Source organism: Methylobacterium sp. UNCCL125, from assembly GCF_900116795.1.
GTDB classification, from domain to species: domain Bacteria; phylum Pseudomonadota; class Alphaproteobacteria; order Rhizobiales; family Beijerinckiaceae; genus Methylobacterium; species Methylobacterium fujisawaense.
In genome coordinates, this window is sequence record NZ_FPBW01000023.1 from 52,971 (window position 1) to 74,845 (window position 21,875).

A 21,875-nucleotide genomic window follows, 5' to 3' on the forward strand; every position below is an offset into this window, starting at 1 on the left:
CGCATCGAAACACAGCATGCCCGATACCGATCTCAGCGGCCTCGGCCGCGACGCCCGACACCTGCGGCTCGACACCTTCGTCCGCCTCCGCTGGCTCGCCGTCACGGGCCAAAGCGCGGCGGTGGTCGGGGCGCAGTTCGGCCTCGGCCTGCCGCTCCCCTTCGGCTGGTGCTTCCTGGTGATCGCCACCTCGTCCTGGCTGAACCTCGCCCTGCGGATCCGATTCCCCGCGAGCTACCGTCTCAGCGACGATTCGGCCGCGCTGCTGCTCGCCTTCGACATCGTGCAGCTCGCGGCTCTGCTGTTCCTCACCGGCGGCCTTCAGAATCCGTTCTCGCTGCTGTTCCTCGCCCCCGTGCTGATCTCCGCGACCGCCCTCCCGCCCGAGCGGACGCTGGCGCTGGGGCTCCTGGCGGTGGGGCTCGCGACCCTGCTCGCCCTGGTGCACCGGCCCCTGCCCTGGTTCGCCGACGGGCGGATCGAGCTGCCGTTCCTGTACGTCTCCGGCGTCTGGACCGCGATCCTGCTCGGCACCGCCTTCACGGGCGTCTACGCGTGGCGGGTGGCGGAGGAGACGCGGCTCCTCGCCCAGGCGCTCGCCGCCACCGAACTCGTGCTCGCCCGCGAGCAGCACCTGTCGCAGCTCGACGGGCTGGCGGCCGCCGCTGCCCATGAATTGGGCACGCCGCTGGGCACCATCATGGTGGTGACCAAGGAGCTGATCCGCCAGCTCGGCCCCACCGCCTCGCCGGCGGTGGCGGAGGATCTCAACCTTCTGCGCGAGCAGGTCGACCGCTGCCGCGGCATCCTCGGCAAGCTGACCTCCCTCGACGGGGACGGGGTCGGCTTCCTGGAGACGGTCACGTTCAGCCACCTCGTGGAGGAGCTGGTGGCGCCCCAGCGGGCGCTGGGCGCCGCCCTCGACGTCACCAGCGCCGGCGACGGCCCGGAGCCGGCCTGCCGCCGCAACCCGGGCGTCATGTTCGGCCTCGCCAACATCCTCGACAACGCCGTGGACTTCGCCGAGGCCCGCGTCTCCGTCGAGGGGCGCTGGACGCCCGACCGGGTCTGGATCGAGATCCGCGACGACGGGCCGGGCTTCTCCAGCGAGGTGCTGCTGCGGGCCGGCGAGCCCTACGTCACGACCCGCAGCCACGACCGGCCGCAATCCGGCGAGACCGTGGGGGCCGGGCTCGGCCTGGGCCTGTTCATCGCCAAGACCCTGATCGAGCGCTCGGGGGCGCAGCTCGCCCTGATGAACGTCGCCGCGCCGGACGCCCATGGGGCGATCGTGCGGGTCTCCTGGGCCCGCCACATCTTCGAGCGGGGGGCGGCGCCGCGACATTCTCCGGAACTCAGTATCCGCGCCCCCCTGCCACCGCGCGATGCCGTACCTATATGAGGCACAGACCAAGAACCCGACGACGAAAACCCAAAAGGAGTGTCGGATGCTCACGCAGCCCGGGACTGTGGCGGCGACCAACCCCGCCGTGATCGACGATGCCGATCCGCTGGCCGCCTTCTCCGACCGCAGCCTGTTGATCGTTGACGACGACAAGCCCTTCCAGACCCGCCTCGCCCGCGCCATGGAGAGCCGCGGCTACCACGTGCAGGTGGCCGACAGCGTCGCGGACGGCGTCTCGGCCGTCGAGGCGCGCGCCCCCGCCTTCGCGGTGATCGACATGCGCCTGGGCGACGGCAACGGCCTGGACGTGATCGCCCGCCTCAAGGAGCGCCGTCCCGAGGCCCGGGGCGTGATCCTGACCGGCTACGGCAACATCGCCACGGCGGTGACCGCGGTAAAGCTCGGCGCCTTCGACTACCTCGCCAAGCCCGCCGATGCCGACGAGATCCACGGCACGCTGATGGCGCAGCCGGGCGAGCGGGCCGACCCGCCGGAGAACCCGATGTCGGCGGACCGGGTCCGCTGGGAGCACATCCAGCGCGTCTACGAGCTGTGCAGCCGCAACGTGAGCGAGACCGCCCGGCGCCTCAACATGCACCGGCGGACCCTGCAGCGGATCCTGGCCAAGCGCGCGCCGCGCTGACGCGGGATCCGTCCCGTCGGTTGCATCACGCGGCCGCTCCGGGCTAGCTGCGCGCGTCCCGGACGGCGCGTCCGGGACGCGAAATCGATTCGAGGGCGGATCTCGTGAACGGGCGCAACGCCATCACCATCATCAGCATGATGGTCCTCGTCGGCACCGAGGTGTTCGCCGTGGCCATCGCGGCGGGCTGGGCCATCGCGGGCATCTTCGATCTCGGCGAGCGGGTGGGACATGTCCTGATGGGCGTGTTCAGCCTGTTCGCGGCCTGGGTCATGCTCCAGCTCTGGCGCCGGGCCACCAGCATCGAGCCGCTGCGGAGCCCGGCCACGCATCGCTGAGCGAGCGCGCCTGCTCTAGAAATATTCGTCAAGTTGCACCGAATACCGGAATTATCCCCATGCGTGCGGGGTGTTCGACAGTTCGGCGGCCTTCCTGCTAGAAGCGGTCCGCGGCGGTCTGTGTGACGATGTCGCAGGTCACACTCCCGTCCCGGACACGCGTGAGACCCGAAGATCCATGAAAGCCCGTATCATCGTCACCCTGAAGACCGGTGTGCTGGACCCGCAGGGTAAGGCGATCGAGGCCGCACTCAGATCCCTCGGCATCGAGGGCGTCGACGGCGTCCGGCAGGGCAAGGTCTTCGACATCGAGGTCTCGGCGGTCGACAGCGCCGCCGCGGAGGCGACGTTGCGCACGGCCTGCGAGAAGCTCCTGGCCAACACCGTCGTCGAGAATTACGCGATCGAGATCCTCTGATGCACGCCGCGATCGTCGTCTTCCCGGGTTCCAACCGCGAATCGGACGTCGTCCGGGCCCTGCGGCGATCCGGCGCGCAGGTGAGCCTCGTCTGGCACGCGGACCACGAACTGCCCGCCGGCACCGACCTCGCCGTGCTGCCCGGCGGCTTCTCGTACGGCGACTACCTGCGCTGCGGCGCCATCGCCGGCCGGGCCGCCGCCATGGATGCGGTGCGGGCCCACGCGGCGCGCGGCGGACTCGTGCTCGGCATCTGCAACGGCTTCCAGATCCTGTGCGAATCCGGCCTCCTGCCGGGCGTGCTGATGCGCAACGTCGACCGGCGTTTCATCTGCCACCGCCAGACGCTCCGGGTCGAGCGCACCGACACCCGCTTCACCAGCGCCTACGCCCCGGGTCAGGTCATCGACGTCTGCGTCGCCCACGGGGAAGGCAATTACTTCGCCGATCCCGAGACGCTGGCGCGGATCGAAGGCGAGGGCCGGGTCGCCTTCCGGTACTGCGACGCCACCGGCGCCATCACCGTGGAGGCCAACCGCAACGGCTCCCTCAACGCCATCGCGGGCGTCCTGTCGGAGACCGGGAACGTGCTCGGGATGATGCCGCACCCGGAGAACTTCGTCGAAGACCTGATCGGCGGAACCGACGGGCGTGGCCTGTTCGACAGTCTGGCGGCCTGAGATCACCGGCCGAAGATTTGTATTAACTGCCGATTAAGGTTTCCGGGGCATAAAGAGGCATCCAGTGATCTGGATGTCGAGTTGGACATGTTCGTCCGCTCTGTTTTGATGCCTCCCTGATGACTCTTCGAGCCGCTCCATCCGGGGCGGCTTTTTTCTGCGCGAATGCCGGTGCGCGGATCGCGCGAGCCACGTCTTCCGGCCCGCGCACGGCCGCTGCCGCGCCCCGGAACGACGGCACGAACCCTGAATCGTCCAGGGCAGGCACCCTGATCCCACGCGGGAGGGGGACAGGATGAGGCCGGATCCGTGCCCCTCGTCGAGGCCGTGCCGCGGCTTCAGAACGCCGCGTCGGTGTCGGCGCTGCGCCCGCTCAGGATCCGCAACAAAAAGCCCAGGCCGGGCGGACCCGACCTGGGCAGACCCGACTTGAGCGGAGCGCGAGCCGGGACCGGTCGCTTCAGTACAATCCGCCGGCCTGCGCGGCCCTGTCGGGATCGGCCGGGACCGCCGCGGGGGCGGCCGCCTGGCCGCCGCCCGAGGACGACGGCGCCACGTAGGAATCGGCCGGTGCGGTACCGGGCTTGAACGCCTCCAGGATGGTCCCGGCGCCCTCGCCGGACCCCGCACGGGTGCCGCTGGCGAGATTGATGCGGATCAGCTTGATCCCCGGGGGCACGCGGAACGGCGTCGGCGGCTTGTCCTTGAGGGCGGTCTTGAGGAACTCCAGGGCGATCGGCGCCGCCAGCCCGCCGCCGGTGGCGCGGTCGCCGAGCGAGCGCGGCTTGTCGAAGCCGATATAGATGCCGACCGCCAGATCCGGCGAGAAGCCCACGAACCACGCGTCCTTGGCGTCGTTGGTCGTGCCGGTCTTGCCGGCGAGCGGCTTGCCGATCTGCTTCAGGATCGTCGCGGTCCCGCGCTGGACCACGCCCTCCATGATCGAGACCATCTGGTAGGCGGTCAGCGGGTCGAGCACCTGCTCGGAATCGTCCACCAGCTTCGGCTCGTCCTGGCCGGACCACTTCTCGGCGTCGCAGCCGATGCATTTGCGGTTGTCGTGGCGGTAGATGGTCTCGCCGATACGGTCCTGGATCCGGTCGATCAGGGTCGGCCGGATGCGCCGGCCGCCATTGGCCAGCATCGAGTAGGCGGTGACCATGCGCATCACCGTCGTCTCGCCCGCGCCCAGCGACATCGGCAGAACCGGCAGCATGTCGTCATAGACGCCGAAGCGGCGGGCGTACTCGGCGATGAGCGGCATGCCGACATCCTTGGCGAGCCGCACCGTCATCAGGTTCTTCGAGTGCTCGATGCCGTAGCGCAGGGTGTGGGGGCCGCCGGACTTGCCGTCGTAGTTCGAGGGCGTCCAGGCCTCCTGGCCGGGGCCGGCCTCGATGGTGATCGGGGTGTCCTGGATGATCGAGGCGGGCGTGTAGCCGTTGTCCAGCGCCGCCGAGTAGACGATCGGCTTGAACGAGGAGCCGGGCTGGCGCATCGCCTGGGTGGCGCGGTTGAACTCGGATTCGTCGTACGAGAAGCCGCCGACCATCGCGTGCACCCGGCCCGTATTCGGGTCCATGGCCACGATGGCGCCGGAGACCTCGGGCTTCTGGCGCAGGCGGAACTGGCCGCGGCCGCCATCCATCGCCTCGACATAGACCATGTCGCCGGGCTGGAGATTGGCGCGGCCGGCCCAGCGCATGCCCTCGGGCGTGATCACGCCGGTCTCGCGGTCCTTGACCACCTGGCCGGAGGCCTCGCGCTTGGGCTGCAGGCCGATCTGCACGCCGCCGCCGCCATTGCCCAGCACCACGGCGAGGCGCCAGGGTGCCACGTCGCCCAGCGCCGGAACCTCGGCCGCCGCCATGCCCCAGTCGCGCCCGGTCAGGTCGACCTTGGTGACCGGCCCGCGCCAGCCATGGGCCTGGTCGTAACGCACGAGGCCGTCGACCAGCGCCTTGCGGGCCCAGCCCTGCATCTTCGGATCGAGGGTCGTGCGCACCGAGAGGCCGCCCTCGTAGAGCTTCTTCTCGCCGTAGCGCTCGGAGATCTCGCGGCGGACCTCCTCGGTGAAGTAATTGGCGTTGGCGGCGTTCGGGAAGGCGACGCGCGGGTTGACGCCGAGCGGCATCTTCTTGGCGGAATCCGCCTCCTCCTTGGTGATGTAGCCGTTCTCCGCCATCAGGCGGATGATCTCGTTGCGGCGGTCCAGCGCCGCCTGGGTCTTGCGGTAGGGGTGGTAGTTGTTCGGCCCCTTCGGCAGGGCGGCGAGGTAGGCCGCCTCGTTGATGGTCAGCTCGTGGACCGATTTTCCGAAGTAATCCAACGCCGCTGCCGCCACGCCGTGGAGGTTGCGGCCCGGCACGATCGTGCCGAGGAAGATCTCGTTGAGGTACAGCTCGAGGATCTTGTCCTTCGAGTAGGCCGCCTCGATCCGGAGCGCCAGCAGCGCCTCCTTGATCTTGCGGTCGTAGGTCTGCTCGGAGGAGAGCAGGAAGTTCTTGGCGACCTGCTGGGTGATGGTCGAGGCGCCCTGCCGCTTGCCCGACTTGGCGTTGGTCAGGAAGGCGCGCACGATCCCCTCGGGGTCGATGCCGCCGTGCTTGTAGAAATTCTTGTCCTCGGCCGACAGGAAGGCCGCGACGACGATCTTGGGCATCGCCTGGATCGGCAGGTACAGCCGGCGCTCGCGGGCATATTCGGCGAGCAGCGAACCGTCCGCCGCGTGGACGCGGGTCATCACCGGCGGCTCGTAATTGGCGAGCGCCGCGTGGTCGGGCAGGTCCTGGCTGTACTTCCAGTAGAAGTACCCGCCCACCGCCGCGCCGACCACGAACAGCACCGCGCCAGCGCTGAACAGGATCCCGAAGAAACGAAGGATCAGACGCATCCGGTGTTCCGCTCGTCGCTGGCCCGGCCGAATGCCGGAATCGGCTCATCCGGCGCGTGCGTCCGCTCTCGATGCGGTCAGCCCCCGGATGCTCCCGTCAGGCCCCTTCGGAATGCCGGTTTCGACGGCGGTGCGACGGGGCGTTCGGACGTCCCGTATCGACACGCATTCTATGGTGAAACTGGGGCGACAGCGGCTGAGCGGCGCATGACTGTCGGACGCCCCAGGGTGGCGCGGTTGGTGAAGAACAGATCGATCGCCTTGGCCATGGAGCCGGTGACGCCCGCCCGCCACTCCGGCGATTGCAGCATCTCCAGGTCGCGCTTGCTGGAGAGATAGCCCAGCTCCACCAGCACGCTCGGCACGTCGGGGGAGCGCAGCACCACGAAGCGCGCCTCGCGGTGGGGCTTGGCGCTCATCTCGATCACGGGGGCGAGCTGGCCCATCAGCGTGCGGGCGAAGCCCGACGAGAAGCCGCGGGTCTCGCGCAGGGTCAGCTCCTGCAGGATGTCGGCGATGTCCGGCGGCGCCTCGGCGACGTCGGCGCCCGCGGCGGCGTCGGCCCGGTTCTCGCGCTCCGCGAGCTTGGCGGATTCGGCGTCCGTGGCCTTCTCGGCATTGGTGTAGATCGTCGCGCCCCGCACCTGGGGGGCCGCCGAGATCGAATCCGCGTGGATCGACACGAACAGGTCGGCCTTGGCCTCGCGGGCGAGGCGCACCCGGTCGGCGAGGGGCACGAACACGTCCCGGTCGCGGGTCATCCGGACCCGGTAGCGCCCGGCCGCCTCCAGCTTCTCCACCAGCGCCTGGGCGAAGCCGAACACGATATCCTTCTCGAACACGCCGCCCACCGCGATGGCGCCGGGATCGGTGCCGCCGTGGCCGGCATCGACCATGATCAGCGGGCGCTGGTCGGTCGGTTCCGGCGGGGCGCTGCGGGCCTGGGCGGGGGCGGGATCCGCGGCGGCCGCCGCCTTGCGGAAGGCGTCGCGGTCGGCGCGCTGGAGCGGGATCGTGAGCAGCACCGCGCCGTCGCGGGCCCGCGTCACCGACTCGATCCTGCCGACGGTGGCGGGGGCGGTGAGGTCGATCACGATGCGGGAGCGGCCTGGGGCGAACAGGCCGTAGCGGAAGGATTGGACGAGCCCGTCGCGGCGGCTGCCGGTCCCGGATTCCAGCTGGAAGTTGACCTCGGGCAGGTCGATCACCGCCCGGTCCGGCCGCTCCATCACGAAGCCGCGGGCCTCGACGGCCCGGGACAGGGTCAGGGTCAGGCGCGTGCCGCCGGCCTGGCTCGCGAGGTCGGCCCCGATGGCGACGGCGGGCTTCTCGCCGTTCTGCGCGGCAACCGGCGCTCCCGCCAGGGCCGGCAGAAGCGCCACGGCCAGGCGAAGCCATGCGGTACGGATCAGGCGCGCGCAGTTCGGCATCGGTCCGGTGTCGTTTCCCGTGCCCTCCGTTACGGCATGGGACCGACTTGGTTAACGGACGGTTGCCGCCGCCGGTTCGATCCGGGCGCCCGTGTTGCCGGGATGCGACAAGTCCCGCGCCGCTTCAGCGGTACGCGACCACGCGGCTCGTCTGACCGATGACCGTGACCCAGCAGGTCAGGGACGCGTCGGCGGCCCGCTGGACCTCGCCGACCTGCAGGCGAATCACCTCGGCCGGCGACCGGGCGCCCGAGAGCGCCCTCAGATGCGCCAGGGCCGCCTCGCCCTCGCCGCGCACGTAGCGGGCGATGGTCGAGCCGATCTCGACGACATCGAAGCGGTCGGGGGTGAAGACGATCCGGTCTGGGACGTCGACGGCGTCCGGCATCGGCGGGACGGCGATATCCGCCGCGGCACCGGCTTCGGGGACCGCCTGCGCGGCCGTCTCGGTCGGCCCATCGGCCGGCACCTCAGAGGCGGTCTCGGGCAGGACCGGGGTGGTCGCCGCGGGCGCCGCCTGGGCCGGCTCGGCCTGCGGCTCGTGGGTCTCGACGGAAACGTCGCTCGCCGGCGCGGGTGCGTCCTCGGCGATCGGCGCAGGGCGGGTCTCGGCCGGGGCCGGCGCCTTCCGGAGCGGTTGGGGTGATCCGGCGGGGCGGCCTCCCCTCGGTCGACGCGGCTTTCCCATCGCGCGATCTCCTCCTGTCGGCGTCAGGCCGTCCTGACGGAGCGGCGGCCGGAGGGTCATGCGCAGCCGGCTCGCCCGCGGTGTCGGCCTCGGACCCGTGACGCCCGGGTGTCAGAGCCTCGGATCCGGTCGGCGCCGCGCGCCCTCCGGATCCCGTATCGTGTCCCCGATCGAGGATCGGGGACGGCGCGCCGGCCTCAGCGGGCGGCGGCGTTCTGGGCGAGGGCGCCGTAATCCTTGGCCTGGGCCTGGAGCGCGGCGAACTGGCTGCGGACGAACTCGGACTGGAGCTCGAACGCCTCGCGGAGATCCTTCGTGCGCACCAGCTTCTGAGCGAAGTCGAAGGTCGCGTTGGCGTTGGCCTGCGCGTGATCAAACCCCTTCGCGACCGCGGCGGTCAGGGTCGACTGGAAGGTCTGACCCGAGGTCTGGACCTGCTCGGCGACCTTCACGGCGTTCGTCATCATGGTGCCGACAGCGGTCCGAGCCTGATCGACGCTCTTCTCGGCGAAGTCGCGCATCTCGGTCGGGATCTCGAAGTTCGGGGTCTGCATCGATGTCTCCAGCAACATTCATGGAGCGGGACGCCGGATGCGTCCGCGTTGACGCGCTTCTATATGTTGCACCGCAACAAGAAGTCAAGTGCATGCTTCGGGGGCCATGCAGGACCCGGAAGCCCGATAAAATGCAGATCCGATGATCTCGCACAGTCATCGCATCGCGGCTGCAGCCCCGATAGCAGATTGCGTGCAAGCTGCGCCATTTATCCGATCGGCCAAGATTGCCGATCCCGGCAAGAGGCCGCTTCGCAAAAAACGATCTGCCTGTCCAGAGGGGCACGAACGGATCGTGAATGCTTGTGGTATACCAGACGGGCCGGGCCGCCTCGGATCATCGCGGCTGGGCCAGCGAATCCGGATGCTGCATCGCACCAGCCGCGGCTCCGGACAGACGGGCGTAGAGCCCCCGGAGCGCCGCCGCATGGGCGTCCAGGCCCATCGGCGCGGTGCGGAAGAGCCTGCGGGCCTCCGCCCCGAGCGACGCCGCCAGGGCGTCGTCCCGGAGCGCCGTGAAGGCCTCGGCGAGGGGCCCGACCTCCGGTGCGAGCACGAATCCGGTCCGGCCGTGCCGGACCTTCTCGGCGGCGCCGGAGCGGTCGGAGGCCACGACCGGGATGCCGGCCGCCAGCGCCTCGTAGACGGTGAGCGGGCCGGTCTCGTACCAGCGCGACGGCGCCGCCAGCGCCCGGGCGCGGGTCCGGAGCGTAGCCCAGACCGCCTCGGGCCTCTGCCATCCGATCACCTCCACGCCGTCCCGGGCACGCAGCTCCGCCTCCAGGGGGCCGGCGCCGATGAACAGGGCCGGAAGTCCGGCCCTCCGCGCGGCGTCGGCCACGAGGTCGGCGCCCTTCTCGCGGGTCAGGCGCCCCACATAGGCGATCGAGTCGCCGCGGGCGGGCGCGGCCGCGGGCCCCTCCGGAAGCCGGACGGGGTTGTCGATCCGATGATGCGTGAGGGCGTAGCCGCCGAGCAGAGCGCCCAGCCGCTGCCGGCTGGCGTCGCAGACATGGACGACGTGGAGCGGATGGCGCCGGCTGGCCCGACCGACGACCTGCCGCATCGCCGCGGCACGGGCGACCCGCACGAGCTTGTGCCCCCGGCTGCGGGGATCGCAGGGCGCCGCGAGGCAGGCGGCCGACAGGGGGGCGAGCCCGCAGGGCTCGGCCCGGTCGAAGCGGTAATAGACGCCGTTCGGGCAGGCCAGGGCGTAGTCGTGCAGCGTGACGACCAGCGGCACCCCGGTCTTCGACAGGACCGGAACGATCGCCGGCGACAGGGTCCGGGTCCATTGGTGCAGGTGGATACAGTCCGGCGGCGCGGCGAGGCCGGCGAGGGCCGCGGCGAGGCGGCGGGCGGCGGCGGCGTGCCAGATCCCGGCGGCGGCCGCCCGCGCGGCACCGAGCGACCAGATGTCGGGCAGGCCGAGATCGATCCGCTGGATCCCGGCATGGTCGAGGAGCGGATCGACGGCCCCCGAGATCGCCTGGATGTAGGTGACGGCGAGACCGGCCTCGGCGAGCCCGCGGGCCGATTCCAGCGCCACCTTCTCGGCCCCGCCGCTGGCGGCCGCGAACTCGGCCAGGATCACGACATGCACGGTGTCCCTCCCGGGGATCGCGTCGGTCTCGGGAGCCGGGAGGATGAAGGAGAGCGGTTTACGGGGGATCAACCGCGGCCGGATACAGATCTCTGCCCCGGATCAGAGCGGCGGAATTCCTGACGTGCACGTCGTCCTCGTCGCAGACCACGCCGCGATCAACGGCGGCCAGGCCAAGGTCGCGATCGAATCCGCCCTGGGGCTCGCCGCCCGGGGGATCCGCGTCAGCCTGTTCGCCGCGGTCGGCCCGGTGGACCCCCGGCTGGAGCCCGCCGGCATCCGGGTGGTCTGCCTGGAGCAGGACGACGTCACCACGGCGCGCAGCAAACTGGCCTTCGCCGCCCAGGCGATCTGGAACGGTGCGGCGCGCCGCGCCCTCGCGCGGGAACTCGCCGCCTGCGACCCCCGGGACACCCTCGTCCACGTCCACGCCTTCGCCAAGGCGCTGTCGCCGTCGATCGGCCCGGCGATCCGGGCCTCCGGGCTGCCGTGCCTCTACACGATGCACGAGTTCTTCCTCGTCTGCCCCACCGGCGGCTTCTACGCCTATCCGGAGCAGCGGATCTGCCATCGGACCCCGATGTCGGCCGCCTGCATCGCGGCGCATTGCGACGCACGCAGCTACCCGCGCAAGGTGGCCCGGATGGTCCGCCATGCCGGCCTCGCCCACGTGGCCCGGCTGCCGGATCTGTTCGCCCACGTCGTCACGATCAGCGATCTGCAGGAAAGCGTCGTCCGGCCGCTGATGCCCCCCGGCACCGTGTTCCACCGGGTCGACAACCCGATCGCGGTGGTGCAGGCGCCCCTGCGGGAAGGCGCGCCGGGCGACTTCCTGTTCGTCGGGCGGATCTCCACCGAGAAGGGCGCGCCGATCTTCGCGGACGCGGCCAGGCGCGCGGGGGTGCGGGCGGTCTTCGTCGGCGACGGCCCCCAGCGGGCCGATCTCGCGGCGCGCCATCCCGAGGCCGTCATGCTCGGCTGGCGCGACGCCGCCGGCGTACAGGCGCTGATGCGCCAAGCCCGGGCGCTGGTCTTCCCGAGCGTCTGGTACGAGGGCCAGCCGCTCACCGTCTACGAGGCCCTGGCCTGCGGGGCGCCGGTGATCGTCAGCGATGCCTGCGCGGGGCGGGAGGCGGTGATCGATGGCGAGACCGGGTTCTGGTTCCGCTCCGGCGATGCGGAGGCGCTCGCCGCCCATCTGCGCCGCCTGACCGACGACGGCCTCGCCGCCCGGATGGGCCGGGCCGCCCACGACCGCTACTGGACGGCGCCCCTGAGCCTCGACGCCCATCTCGACCGCCTCGAGGGCGTCTACGAGACGGTGATGCGCGGGGCCACCGCCCGCAGGAGGGGCCTGAGCCCGGTCGATCGGCCGCTCGCGACCACCTGACCCTGCCGCCGGTTCGGCCGTCCGTGCGCGGGACGCGGAGCCAGCCCGTCGGCGCCGCGCCGCCCGTCGCGCTGCCCGTCGCGCTGCCGCGGATCCCGACGCCGCGCGGGTGACGCCGGCGAGGCCATGGGCTGGACGCTTCGACCGGAAAGCCCATGCGGCCGCCGGAAAGATCGGAAACACCCGCCGTCCCTCGCGTTGATGCCCACCAGCACCCTTGCGTGCCTCCGTCACGGACGAGTGAGCGACATGGCCGAGACCCACAACAAGCCGAACGAAGCCAAGCCGGGCTTCCAGCAGGGCAGCGCCAAGCCGGGCGACGCCAAGAACCCCGACAACAAGCAGGAGAAGCTGAACGAGCGCCTGGACGAGGCCCTGGAGGAGACCTTCCCGTCGAGCGATCCGGTGTCGGTGAAGATCACCAAGTAGGCCCCCGGGCCTGCACCGGCCGGGCGGCCGTCAGGCCGCCCGGTCGTCCGGGACCGGCTCCCGCCCGCGGTCGATCAGGCTGCGGGCCTCGGGCCCCGGGACCGCACGGCTGAACAGGAAGCCCTGGACCTCGTCGTAGCCCTCCGCGCGGAGCATCGCGAGCTGCTCGACGGTCTCCACCCCTTCGGCGGTGGTGGCGATGCCGAGGCTGGCGCCCAGGCTCGCCACCGCCCGCACGATCGCCGTGCAATGGGTGTTCTCGCCGACCTGGCTCACGAAGGAGCGGTCGAGCTTGATCTTGTCGAAGGGGAAGCTGCGCAGGTAGCCGAGGCTCGAATAGCCGGTGCCGAAATCGTCCATCGCGATCCGGATGCCCAGGGCCCGCAGCTCATGCAGGGTCGCGAGATTGGCGGCGCTGTCGGCGAGCAGGACCGATTCGGTGATCTCCAGCTCGAGGCGCCGCGGGTCGAGGCCCGAGGTCGCGAGGGCGCCGCGCACGGTCTCGACCAGGCTGCGGTTGCGGAACTGGATCGGGGAGAGGTTCACGGCGAGGCGGATCGCCTCCGGCCAGGTCGCCGCCTCCGCGAAGGCGGTCTGCATCACCCAGGCGCCGATCGGGACGATCAGGCCGGTCTCCTCGGCCAGCGGCACGAACTCGGCCGGCGAAACCGGGCCGTGGTCCGGATGGGACCAGCGCAGCAGCGCCTCGAAGGCCAGGATCCGGTCGGAACGGGCATCCATCAGCGGCTGGTAGACCAGCGAGAACTGGCCGCGGGCGAAGGCCTCGCGCAGCTCGTTCTCGCGCCGCCGCCGCGCCTGCACCCAGGCATCCATCTCCGGCTCGAAGCACCGGAAGGTGCCGCCGCCCTCGGCCTTCGCCCGGTACAGGGCGAGGTCGGCGTTCTTCATCAGGGTTTCGGGATCGGTGCCGTCCCGCGGCAGGCAGGCGACCCCGATGCTGGTGCCGATATGGCAATCCTGGCCGTCCAGGCGGAAGGGCCGGCCGAGTTCGGCGATCACCCGGGCGATCAGCCCGTCGGCCAGGGCCGGGAGATCCATCCCCCCTACCAGGATGGCGAACTCGTCGCCGCCGAGCCGGGCCACGAGGTCGTCCTTGCGCAGGCAGCCGGCGATCCGCTCGGCCGCCTCGCGCAGGAGCGCGTCGCCGACCGGATGGCCCAGCGTGTCGTTGACGATCTTGAACTTGTCGAGGTCGAGGCAGAGCAGCACCGCCGCCTCCCCGTCCCGGGCGTGGCGGGAGATCGCCTCGGCGAGGCGGTCCCGGAACAGCACGCGGTTCGGCAGCCCGGTGAGCGCGTCGTGGTGCGCCATGTGGGCGATGCGGGCCTCGGCCCTCCGGCGTTCCGTCATGTCGATGGCGGCTTCGAGCACGGCCTGCCGCCCCTCGAACGGCATCGCCCGCTGGAACAGGGAGACCTCGATCGCCGAGCCGTCGGCGCGCCGGTGGAGGGCGCCGGTGGGCGGCAGGCCGAGCCCCGGCGCCGCGTCGGGGGGCATGGCGAGATCGGCCGGCGCCCGGCTCAGGAACTGCTCGCGGCTGTAGCCGTAATGGGCGACGGCCGCGTCGTTGACCGCCAGGAAGCGGTCGCGCGCGTCGGCCACGACCCACATCGGGACCGGGTTGTTCTCGAACAGGAGCCGGAACGAGGCCTCCCGGGCCTTGATGTCGCCGACATCCGTCATGGTGACCGAGAGGAGATCGCCGACGCAGCCCGCCTCGACCTTGAGGTAGAGCGTGCCGCCGTCGGACCGGGGGCGGCTCAGCTCGAAGGCGGAGCGCCCGCCCCGCTCGACCATGGCGGCGAGGGTCGCGATCGTCCGCGCGGTGATCGCCCCCGGAAAGAGCTGGCCGATGCGCTGCCATTGCAGGACCGCGGCGGGCCGCTCCAGGAGGCGCTCTGCGCCGCGGTTGAGGGCGACGATCTTGAAATCGACCGGGTGGCCCGCCGCGTCACGGATCGTGCTGAGGGCCAGGATCCCCTGGTCGGTGGCGGTGAACATCGCCTGGACGAGTTCGGTCCGGACGCTCGCCCCGTCGAACCCGATCAGCACGAACGGCTCGCCCCAGCGGTTGTCGAGGGGCACACCGACGAGGCGGGTCGAGGTCACGACGCCGGCATCCAGGCGATCGCACCGGCTGTAGGCGGGCTGGCCGGATCCGAGGGCGGCCGCGACCATCTCGCCGACGGGCTCGCGCAGCTCGATCGGGAGCGCGTCGACCGGGACGGTCTCGCTGGGACAGGGTTCCGCCGACGGGCCTTCCGACCCTTGCGCGAGCCAGGCGCCGAACTCCTGGCCCGCCCAGAGGATCCGGGCGGCCTGGCCGTTCCGGGTGGTCACCAGGGCGGCCCGGTCGGCGAGGCGGCCGAGGCTCCCGAGCACGACGGCCTCGTAGGACGGGATCGGTGCCCCCGGCGTCCGGCAATCCTGCCAGCGCCGAAGGATGTTGCGGCCCGTCTGTCCGTCGTCGTCGTGCGCGGTCACCGAGCCGCCCCAGTTGTTCACCGGGGGCCAGGAAGCTGGGACTTCGTTTAAGCCGGGTTCATGAGCCGACTTATAATCCCATGATACGTACTATTCCCCAGTTTGAGCTCGATTTTCAGGCCGCCTCGAGCAACCGGCGGGCGATCACCTGGGCCTGGATCTCCGCGGCGCCCTCGAAGATCGAGAGGATGCGGGCGTCGCACAGGATCCGGCTCACCGGGTATTCCAGCGCGAAGCCGTTGCCGCCGTGGATCTGCAGGGCGTTGTCGGCCGCCGCCCAGGCGACGCGGGCGCCCAGCAGCTTCGCCATGCCGGCTTCCAGGTCGCAGCGCTTGCCGGCATCCTTCTCGCGGGCCGAGAAATAGGTGAGCTGGCGGGCGATGTTGATCTCCACCGCCATCATGGTGAGCTTGTCGGCGACCCGCGGGAAGTTGACCAGCGCCTTGCCGAACTGGACCCGCTCCTCGGCGTAGCGCAGGCCGACGTCGAGGGCCGACTGGGCGACGCCGATGGCCCGGGCCGCGGTCTGGATGCGGGCCGATTCGAAGGTCTGCATCAGCTGGGCGAAGCCCTTGCCCTCGACCTCGCCCAGCAGGTTGCCGGCGGGCACCTCGAATCCCTCGAAGGCGAGCTCGTACTCCTTCATGCCCCGGTAGCCGAGCACCTCGATCTCGCCGCCCGACAGGCCCTGGACCGGGAACGGCTCCGCGTCGGTGCCCCGGGGCTTCTCGGCGATCAGCATGGAGAGGCCCTTGTGGCCCTTCTCCTCGGGCTTGGTGCGGACGAGCACCGTCATGATGTCGGCGCGGACCGGGTGGGTGATCCAGGTCTTGTTGCCGGTGATCTTCCAGGTGTCGCCGTCCTTCACCGCCCGCGTGCGGAGCGAGGCGAGGTCGGAGCCGGTATTCGGCTCGGTGAAGACGGCCGTGGGCAGGATGTCGCCGCTGGCGATCTTGGGCAGGAAGCGCTGCTTCTGCTCCTCGGTGCCGCCGCACAGGATCAGCTCAGCGGCGATCTCCGAGCGGGTGCCGAGCGAGCCGACGCCGATATAGGCGCGCGACAGCTCCTCCGAGACCACGCACATGGCGGTCTTCGGCAGGCCCATGCCGCCGTATTCCTCCGGGATCGTCAGGCCGAAGACGCCGAGCTCGGCCATCTTGGTGACGATCTCCATCGGGATGTAGGCGTTCTTCAGGTGCCACTCGTGCGCCTGATCGACCACTTCGGCCTTGCCGAAGCGGCGCATCTCGGAGCGGATCGCCTCCATGTCCTCGTCGAGGCCCGAGGCGCCGACCGTGGCCGAGCCGCTGCCGTCGCGCATCCGCGCCACCAGGGCGGCGCGGTTCTCGGGCGTGTTCCCCTCGGCGATCAGGGTCTCGACGGCGTCGGTGCGGTACTGCGCCACCTCCTTGGCGGTGAGCCCGAGCGAGCCGGTGAGGCGGACCATCTCGCCCTGGCTCATCGGGATGCCGGAGAACAGCTGGTCGAGATACTCGCCGGCGCCGATCCGGACGAGGAGCGACTCGGTCTCGCCGAACCGGCCCTCGGCCTGGAGGCGCTCGGCGTAGCCGCCGAGCTCGGCGACCGCCTCCGCGTAGGTCGCGAGCCATGCGAGCCCGTGGGCGGCGTGCTGCTCGCCCTCGAGCTTGGCCGCGTCGATCCGCCCGTCCGTTCCGAGGATCCGCGTGCGGACCCGGCGGGTCGCCTCCGCGACGAGGGCCTTGACGCTCTCGCCGGCGGCCCTGGCGAGGGTGGCGATATCCTGCGGCTCGGTCTGGATGGCGGGGGATGCGGACATGGTTTCCTGCTCGCGTGGCGTCTTCTTGGATCGGGTCTTTTAACCTGTCGCGGGCCGGAGCCGAAGCAGATTTCGTTTGGCTCGCCTTGAACTCAAGTTGAAGGCCGGAGCTCACGGGCCGATGCGCAGCCCATGAAAGTCAAGGCCGGGCCGGTGCGGCGATACGCGTCGGTCCCGACACTGATGATCCGTCCGCCGCCCTGCCGAAAGCTGTTCGCCAGACCGTGCCCGGCTCAGCGCCTCTGCTCGCAGCGCGTCTTCACGTAGGCCCCGTCCTCGCCCTTGAAGCCTGTACTGGCTGCCAGCACCGGGCCCTGAACGAGGCATTCCTGAAGCGTGTGGGCCGGCCCGGTGACCACGTCGAGGGCGGTCTCGCGGGAGCAGTCCGGGGCCTGGACGGAGGCGGCGCAGATGAGCGCGACGACGATGATCTGGTTCATGGGGCCTCCCGTATGGGCCCGACTCTCGAGACGGCGGGCGGCGTCTACCGAAAGATGGGCCGCCGGAACTGGTTCCATCGGCCCGGACGCCCGTCCTCGCGAGCGGAGCATAGCGATGACGGAGCGGGTCACACCAGCGCGGTGAGATCCGCACCCGACTCGATCGCCTCCGGGCTGGGCACGCGTCCCTCGCCCAGCAGGTGCAGGAACGCCGTGAAGGCCGGGTTGCGGCCGATGCTGCAGGCGGCCACGGCCCGGTCTTGGCGAACATAATAGGCGATGAAGTCCAGCGCCGCCGGATCGCCCTGCAGGATGATCCGATCGAAATCCGGCGCGTAGCCGCCGTAATCCAGGCGCTTGTCACCCTGGTTGCTCCAGAAGAACGGCGCGCCCGCGAAGGCGCCGCTGGCGCCCAGCATCGCCCGGGCGACGTGGGTGCCGTGCTGCTGCGCCAGACGCCAGTGCTCGATCCGGGCGGTGACGCCGCTGCCGCGCTCCGGGAAGGCCGCGATGTCGCCGGCGATCCAGACGTTGTCGGCGAGCTTCAGATCGGCGCCGACCGGGAGGCCGCCGGTCTCGTCCGGCTCCACCCCGGCGACGATCCCGGTCTCCGGCGCGGCGCCGGCGCCGATCAGCACGAGATCGGCCGGCAGCCGCGTGCCGTCCGCGGTCTCGACGGCCTCGACGGAGCCGGTGCCGGCGATCCGCGCGACCTTGCCGGTCACGAAGGTCACGCCGTTGCCGGCGTGGTAGCGCTTCAGCGCCGCGCCCACGGCCTCACCGAAGCGCTTGGCGAAGGGGATCTCCTCCCGCGCCAGCACCGTCACCGACAGGCCGCGCTTGGTCAGGAAGGCCGCGGCCTCCAGGCCGATGAAACCCGCGCCGATCACCACCACGCGCTTGGCCTGCTCCGCCGCGGCGCTGAGCCGCACCGCATCGTCGAGGCTGCGGAGCGTCATCACGCCGTCGAGATCGCGGCCGTCGAAATCCGGCACCACCGCGCGGCTGCCGGTGGCGATCAGCAGCGCGTCGCCGGTGAGCACCCGGCCGTCCGCCAGGGTGACGCTGAGGCGCGCCGGATCGATCCGGACCGCCTCGGCCTCGATCCGCTCGACCTGGTGGGCGGCGGAGAAATCCGGCTCCAGCAGGGTCTTCTCCGCCGGGGTGGGCTTGGCCAGGAACTGCTTGGACAGCTTGGTCCGGTCGTAGGGCGGGTGCCCCTCGCGGCCGACCATCGTGATCGCGCCCGCAAAACCCTCGCGCCGGAGCGTGGTGATGCAGGCGGCCGCCGCCGCCCCGGTGCCGACGATCAGGACCTGTCCGAGGGGCGTCCGTGCGTGCCGGGCCGGAGCGGGCTCGGGGGTCAGCGTCGCCACCGCCTCGCCGCCCTCGATCCGGACGGGATAGCGGGTCAGCGCGTCCAGCGCCGGCGGCTCCTCCAGGCTGCCGTCGGCGAGGGCGAAGGCCGCCTTGTGCCAGGGGCAGTAGAGCCGGCCGCCGCAGATCTCGCCCTTGGCGAGCGGCGCCCCGAGATGCGGGCACTTGGCCTGGAAGGCGCGCACGCCGTCGGCGTCGCGCACGAACAGCACCGCGTCGTCGCCCGCCTTGCCCTCGGCCTTGCCGCCGAGCGGGATCGCGTCGAGGGCGAGGCGGATCTCGCGGGGCTTGCCCGAATCCAGGTGTTCTTGGTCCATCCTCGCCTCGCCCGGTGCCGGCCCGTGCGCACCAAACCGCGAAGCCCCGAAGGGTTTCCGCGCCTTCCGTCGCAGGCCCGGCGCCTCAGCCCCGGCTCGCCACCGCCACGCCGAGGGCGGCGAGCGCCATGCCGGCGCCCTGCAGCGGGGTCAGCACCTCGCCGAACAGCAGGTAGCCGAGCACGGCCGCGACCGGGGGCACCAGGAAGAACAGGGCGGCGACGCCCGCCACCGCCCCCCGCCGGATCAGCACCAGCAGCAGCAGGATCCCCGCGACCGAGTTGACCAGGACCGCCCAGCCGAGGCCGAGCCACAGGGCGGGGGCGGGGTCGAACGCGGTGCTGCCGAAGGCCAGCGCCAGCGGGATGGCGCAGGCCATGCCGCCGACGAACTGGAGGGTCGCGCCGGCCAGCAGATCGACCCGGCCGCCGGTGCGCTTCTGCCAGAGCGTGCCGAGGGTCAGCGCCAGCACCGCCAGGAGGCTGACGGCGAGCGCCAGCGGCGGGATCCCGGACGGGTCCGTGGCCCCGAGCTTCGGGGCGAGCACGAGGCCCGTGCCGACGAAGCCCATCATTATGCCCAGGGCCCGCCGCCCGCTGACGCGCTCGCCCAGCAGCGGCTGCGCCAGGAGTGCGGTGAGCAGCGGCTGGAGGCTGCCGACGAGGGCGGCGATGCCGGCCGGCAGCCCGTGGCTCACCGCCCAGAAGACCCCCGACAGGTAGACCCCCTGCATCAGGAAGCCCGCGATGACGGGGTCGCGCCAGCCCGCCCGGTCCCCGGGCCAGCGCACCCGGGAGGCCGTGGCGATCAGCGCCAGCACCAGGGCGACGGCCGTGAAGCGGATTGCCGTGAAGGCCAGCGGATCCACGTGCGGCACCACCGCCCGGGCGGAGATGAAACCCGTGGCCCAGATCGGGATGAACAGCGCCGGAAGGGCGCCGGCCGCGAGCGGCGACGGGCGTGAGAGCGTAGGCATGTCCGCCGGACGGAGCATGCCGGCGCGCCTGGCGCAACGGTGATCGCGTCCGCCCGCCGGAGCGCGGCCGCCACCGGGGGCCGGCGTGGCGCGGACGCGTCACCGGGCGGCGATCGGGACCGGATCCGGCCGGCGGCGTTGACGCGCGGGTGCCGGCACCGTTCATCGGCGGGCCTCTCCCCGGGGAGGATCACGAGATCGAGGATCGTTGGACACCCGTGAAACCTCTCCGCAGCGGATTGCAGATCATGGGCGTCGCCGCGCAGCGCTTCGTCTCCCATGACGGCTGGGCGATCGCGAGCCACATCGCGCTCTCGAGCCTGACCTCGCTGTTCCCGTTCCTGATCCTGCTGGCGGCGCTGGCCGGCCTGTTCGGCACGCAGTCGCTCGCCGACGAGGCCGGGGTGCTGATCTTCGACGCCTGGCCCCGGGAGATCGCCAAGCCGATCGTCGGCGAGGTCCACCGGGTGCTCACCGAGCAGCGCAGCGGCGTGCTGACGCTCGGCGCGCTGTTCGCCCTGTACTTCTCCTCCTCGGGGGTCGAGAGCCTGCGGGTCGGGCTGAACCGGGCCTACGGGCTGCGCGAGAGCCGGCCCTGGTGGCTGACCCGCCTCGAATCGATCGGCTACGTGATCTGCGGGGCGTTCGCGATGCTGGCCTTCGCGCTGCTCGTGGTGCTGGGGCCGCTGATCTGGCGCAACGTCGTCCTGGTGGCGCCGGGGCTGGAGCCCCTGAGCCTCACCGTGGCGATCGGGCGGATCGCCGTGACGGCCCTGCTGCTGACCGTCGTCCTGGTCATCGCCCACAAGTTCGTGGCGGCCGGACGGCGCTCGATCCTGTCGGTGCTGCCGGGGATCGGGGTGACGCTGGTCCTGTGGTTCTTCGCCGGCCTCGGCTTCGGCTACTACCTCGACCGGTTCTCCAACGCCTACGCGTCGACCTATGGGGGTCTGGCCACCGCGATGGTGTTCCTGGTGTTCCTCTACTGGCTCGCCGCCATGTTCCTGTTCGGCGGCGAGATCAACGGCACGGTGATCGCCGCCCGCCGCAGCCGCCTGCAGGCGAAGATGCTGGCCCGCCGGGCCGAGAGGGAGGGACGATGGACCGGATCGAGCACCTGACGATCCGCGCGAACGGCGCCGATCTGCATGTGGCGCGCTGCGGCACGGGCACGCCGCTGCTGCTGCTCCACGGCTGGCCGGAATTCTGGCTGACCTGGGAACCCGTGATGGCGCGCCTGGCCGCCCGCCACACCCTGATCGCCCCGGATCTGCGCGGCTTCGGCGACAGCGACAAGCCCGCGGGCGCCTTCGGCCCGCCGGAGCAGGCCGCCGACATGGTGGCGCTCCTCGACGCCCTCGGGATCGACCGCGCCGGCATCGTCGGCCACGATGTCGGCGGAGCGGTGATCCAGGCCCTCGCCCGGTCTCACCCGGAGCGGTGCGCCGGCCTGTTCCTGTTCGACTTCGTCTATCCGGGGATCGGCCCCCGGCTCGGGGCGCCGGACCGCCTCACCGAGATCTGGTACCAGTCCTTCAACCAGATGGACCTGGCGGTGACGCTGGTGGGCGCCAGCCGGGAGAGCTGCGCCGCCTATATCGGCCACTTCCTGCGCCACTGGTCGCACCGGACGGGAGCGTTCGACCCGGTGCTGGACGCCTTCGTGGACAATTTCCTGAAGCCCGGAAACCTCGCGGGCGGCTTCGCGCATTACCGGGCCGCCCATGCCGGGCGGATCGCGATGCTCAAGGGCGAGGCCCCGGCCCTGCCGCCGATCGGCGTGCCGACCTGCGTGCGCTGGGCCGAGCACGACCCGATCTTTCCCTTCGCCTGGACCGACCGCCTGGGCGAGACCTTCTCGGATCTCGATCTGGCGCTGTTCCCGGGGGTGGGGCACTTCCCCCACCGGGAGGATCCCGACCGGGCCGCCGCGGAGATCGCGGGGTTCTTCGCGCGGATCGGGTGGGCGTGAGGGCGTCCCCTCCCCGCAC

General features: G+C 71.5%; 19 protein-coding genes. 9 read left to right on the top strand and 10 right to left on the bottom strand.

Annotated elements, in window-relative coordinates:
- Positions 1-16: 16 nt before the first annotated feature.
- The 5 genes from BM396_RS22305 to purQ all read left to right on the top strand — a co-directional run bounded on the left by BM396_RS22305 (position 17) and on the right by purQ (position 3,484).
- Positions 17-1,402, top strand: coding sequence for an ActS/PrrB/RegB family redox-sensitive histidine kinase (locus tag BM396_RS22305; RefSeq protein WP_043350081.1), 1,386 nt, complete (start codon positions 17-19; stop codon positions 1,400-1,402).
- A 46-nt stretch (positions 1,403-1,448) separates the two neighbouring features.
- Positions 1,449-2,048, top strand: coding sequence for an ActR/PrrA/RegA family redox response regulator transcription factor (locus BM396_RS22310; protein ID WP_043350065.1), 600 nt, complete (start codon positions 1,449-1,451; stop codon positions 2,046-2,048).
- 104 nt (positions 2,049-2,152) lie between these two features.
- The gene (locus BM396_RS22315; protein WP_043350069.1) at positions 2,153-2,386 is read left to right on the top strand and encodes a hypothetical protein; all 234 of its coding nucleotides are present in this window, start codon (positions 2,153-2,155) and stop codon (positions 2,384-2,386) included.
- Positions 2,387-2,564: 178 nt separating this feature from the next.
- Positions 2,565-2,804: a phosphoribosylformylglycinamidine synthase subunit PurS gene (purS, locus tag BM396_RS22320; RefSeq protein WP_043350071.1), complete on the top strand. Its 240-nt coding sequence runs from the start codon at positions 2,565-2,567 to the stop codon at positions 2,802-2,804.
- Complete coding sequence (purQ, locus tag BM396_RS22325) at positions 2,804-3,484, top strand: phosphoribosylformylglycinamidine synthase subunit PurQ (protein WP_043384770.1); 681 nt, start codon at positions 2,804-2,806, stop codon at positions 3,482-3,484. Before purS ends, purQ begins: the two co-directional genes overlap by 1 nt.
- 460 nt (positions 3,485-3,944) lie before the next feature.
- On the opposite strand, the gene BM396_RS22330 is transcribed toward purQ, so the two are convergent.
- The 5 genes from BM396_RS22330 to BM396_RS22350 form a co-directional block, all read right to left on the bottom strand.
- A complete protein-coding gene (locus tag BM396_RS22330) occupies positions 3,945-6,377 on the bottom strand; it encodes a penicillin-binding protein 1A (RefSeq protein WP_043350075.1) in 2,433 nt (810 codons plus the stop codon).
- Between the two features lie 170 nt (positions 6,378-6,547).
- The gene (locus tag BM396_RS22335) at positions 6,548-7,807 is read right to left on the bottom strand and encodes an N-acetylmuramoyl-L-alanine amidase (protein WP_043384773.1); all 1,260 of its coding nucleotides are present in this window, start codon (positions 7,805-7,807) and stop codon (positions 6,548-6,550) included.
- Between the two features lie 124 nt (positions 7,808-7,931).
- Entirely contained in the window at positions 7,932-8,495 is a 564-nt protein-coding gene (locus tag BM396_RS22340) for a phasin family protein (protein ID WP_043384776.1), read from the bottom strand.
- A 197-nt stretch (positions 8,496-8,692) separates the two neighbouring features.
- Positions 8,693-9,049, bottom strand: coding sequence for a phasin (locus BM396_RS22345; protein WP_043357179.1), 357 nt, complete (start codon positions 9,047-9,049; stop codon positions 8,693-8,695).
- A 337-nt stretch (positions 9,050-9,386) separates the two neighbouring features.
- Positions 9,387-10,652 (bottom strand): glycosyltransferase, encoded by a 1,266-nt coding sequence (locus BM396_RS22350; protein WP_043384845.1) that lies wholly within the window; start codon positions 10,650-10,652, stop codon positions 9,387-9,389.
- 124 nt (positions 10,653-10,776) lie between these two features.
- Between BM396_RS22350 and BM396_RS22355 the strand changes: the two genes are divergently transcribed.
- Both BM396_RS22355 and BM396_RS22360 read left to right on the top strand, forming a co-directional pair.
- Positions 10,777-12,042, top strand: a complete 1,266-nt coding sequence (locus BM396_RS22355; protein ID WP_043384779.1) for a glycosyltransferase family 4 protein — start codon at positions 10,777-10,779, stop codon at positions 12,040-12,042.
- Between the two features lie 249 nt (positions 12,043-12,291).
- Positions 12,292-12,471: a hypothetical protein gene (locus BM396_RS22360; protein WP_043384781.1), complete on the top strand. Its 180-nt coding sequence runs from the start codon at positions 12,292-12,294 to the stop codon at positions 12,469-12,471.
- Positions 12,472-12,501: 30 nt separating this feature from the next.
- Here BM396_RS22360 and BM396_RS22365 read toward each other — a convergent pair whose 3' ends face one another.
- The 5 genes from BM396_RS22365 to BM396_RS22385 all read right to left on the bottom strand — a co-directional run bounded on the left by BM396_RS22365 (position 12,502) and on the right by BM396_RS22385 (position 19,902).
- On the bottom strand, positions 12,502-14,997 hold the full coding sequence (locus tag BM396_RS22365) for a putative bifunctional diguanylate cyclase/phosphodiesterase (protein WP_081948710.1): 2,496 nt from the start codon (positions 14,995-14,997) through the stop codon (positions 12,502-12,504).
- 94 nt (positions 14,998-15,091) lie between these two features.
- The gene (locus BM396_RS22370; protein WP_043384782.1) at positions 15,092-16,774 is read right to left on the bottom strand and encodes an acyl-CoA dehydrogenase family protein; all 1,683 of its coding nucleotides are present in this window, start codon (positions 16,772-16,774) and stop codon (positions 15,092-15,094) included.
- 233 nt (positions 16,775-17,007) lie between these two features.
- A complete protein-coding gene (locus tag BM396_RS22375) occupies positions 17,008-17,214 on the bottom strand; it encodes a hypothetical protein (RefSeq protein ID WP_043357188.1) in 207 nt (68 codons plus the stop codon).
- Positions 17,215-17,342: 128 nt separating this feature from the next.
- Positions 17,343-18,908: an FAD-dependent oxidoreductase gene (locus BM396_RS22380; protein WP_244538930.1), complete on the bottom strand. Its 1,566-nt coding sequence runs from the start codon at positions 18,906-18,908 to the stop codon at positions 17,343-17,345.
- Positions 18,909-18,993: 85 nt separating this feature from the next.
- Positions 18,994-19,902, bottom strand: coding sequence for a DMT family transporter (locus BM396_RS22385; protein ID WP_043384785.1), 909 nt, complete (start codon positions 19,900-19,902; stop codon positions 18,994-18,996).
- 230 nt (positions 19,903-20,132) lie between these two features.
- Between BM396_RS22385 and BM396_RS22390 the strand changes: the two genes are divergently transcribed.
- On the top strand, positions 20,133-21,005 hold the full coding sequence (locus BM396_RS22390) for a YihY/virulence factor BrkB family protein (RefSeq protein ID WP_043384854.1): 873 nt from the start codon (positions 20,133-20,135) through the stop codon (positions 21,003-21,005).
- Entirely contained in the window at positions 20,984-21,856 is an 873-nt protein-coding gene (locus BM396_RS22395; protein WP_043351465.1) for an alpha/beta fold hydrolase, read from the top strand. The genes BM396_RS22390 and BM396_RS22395 overlap by 22 nt, the downstream gene beginning before the upstream one ends.
- Positions 21,857-21,875: the final 19 nt, after the last annotated feature.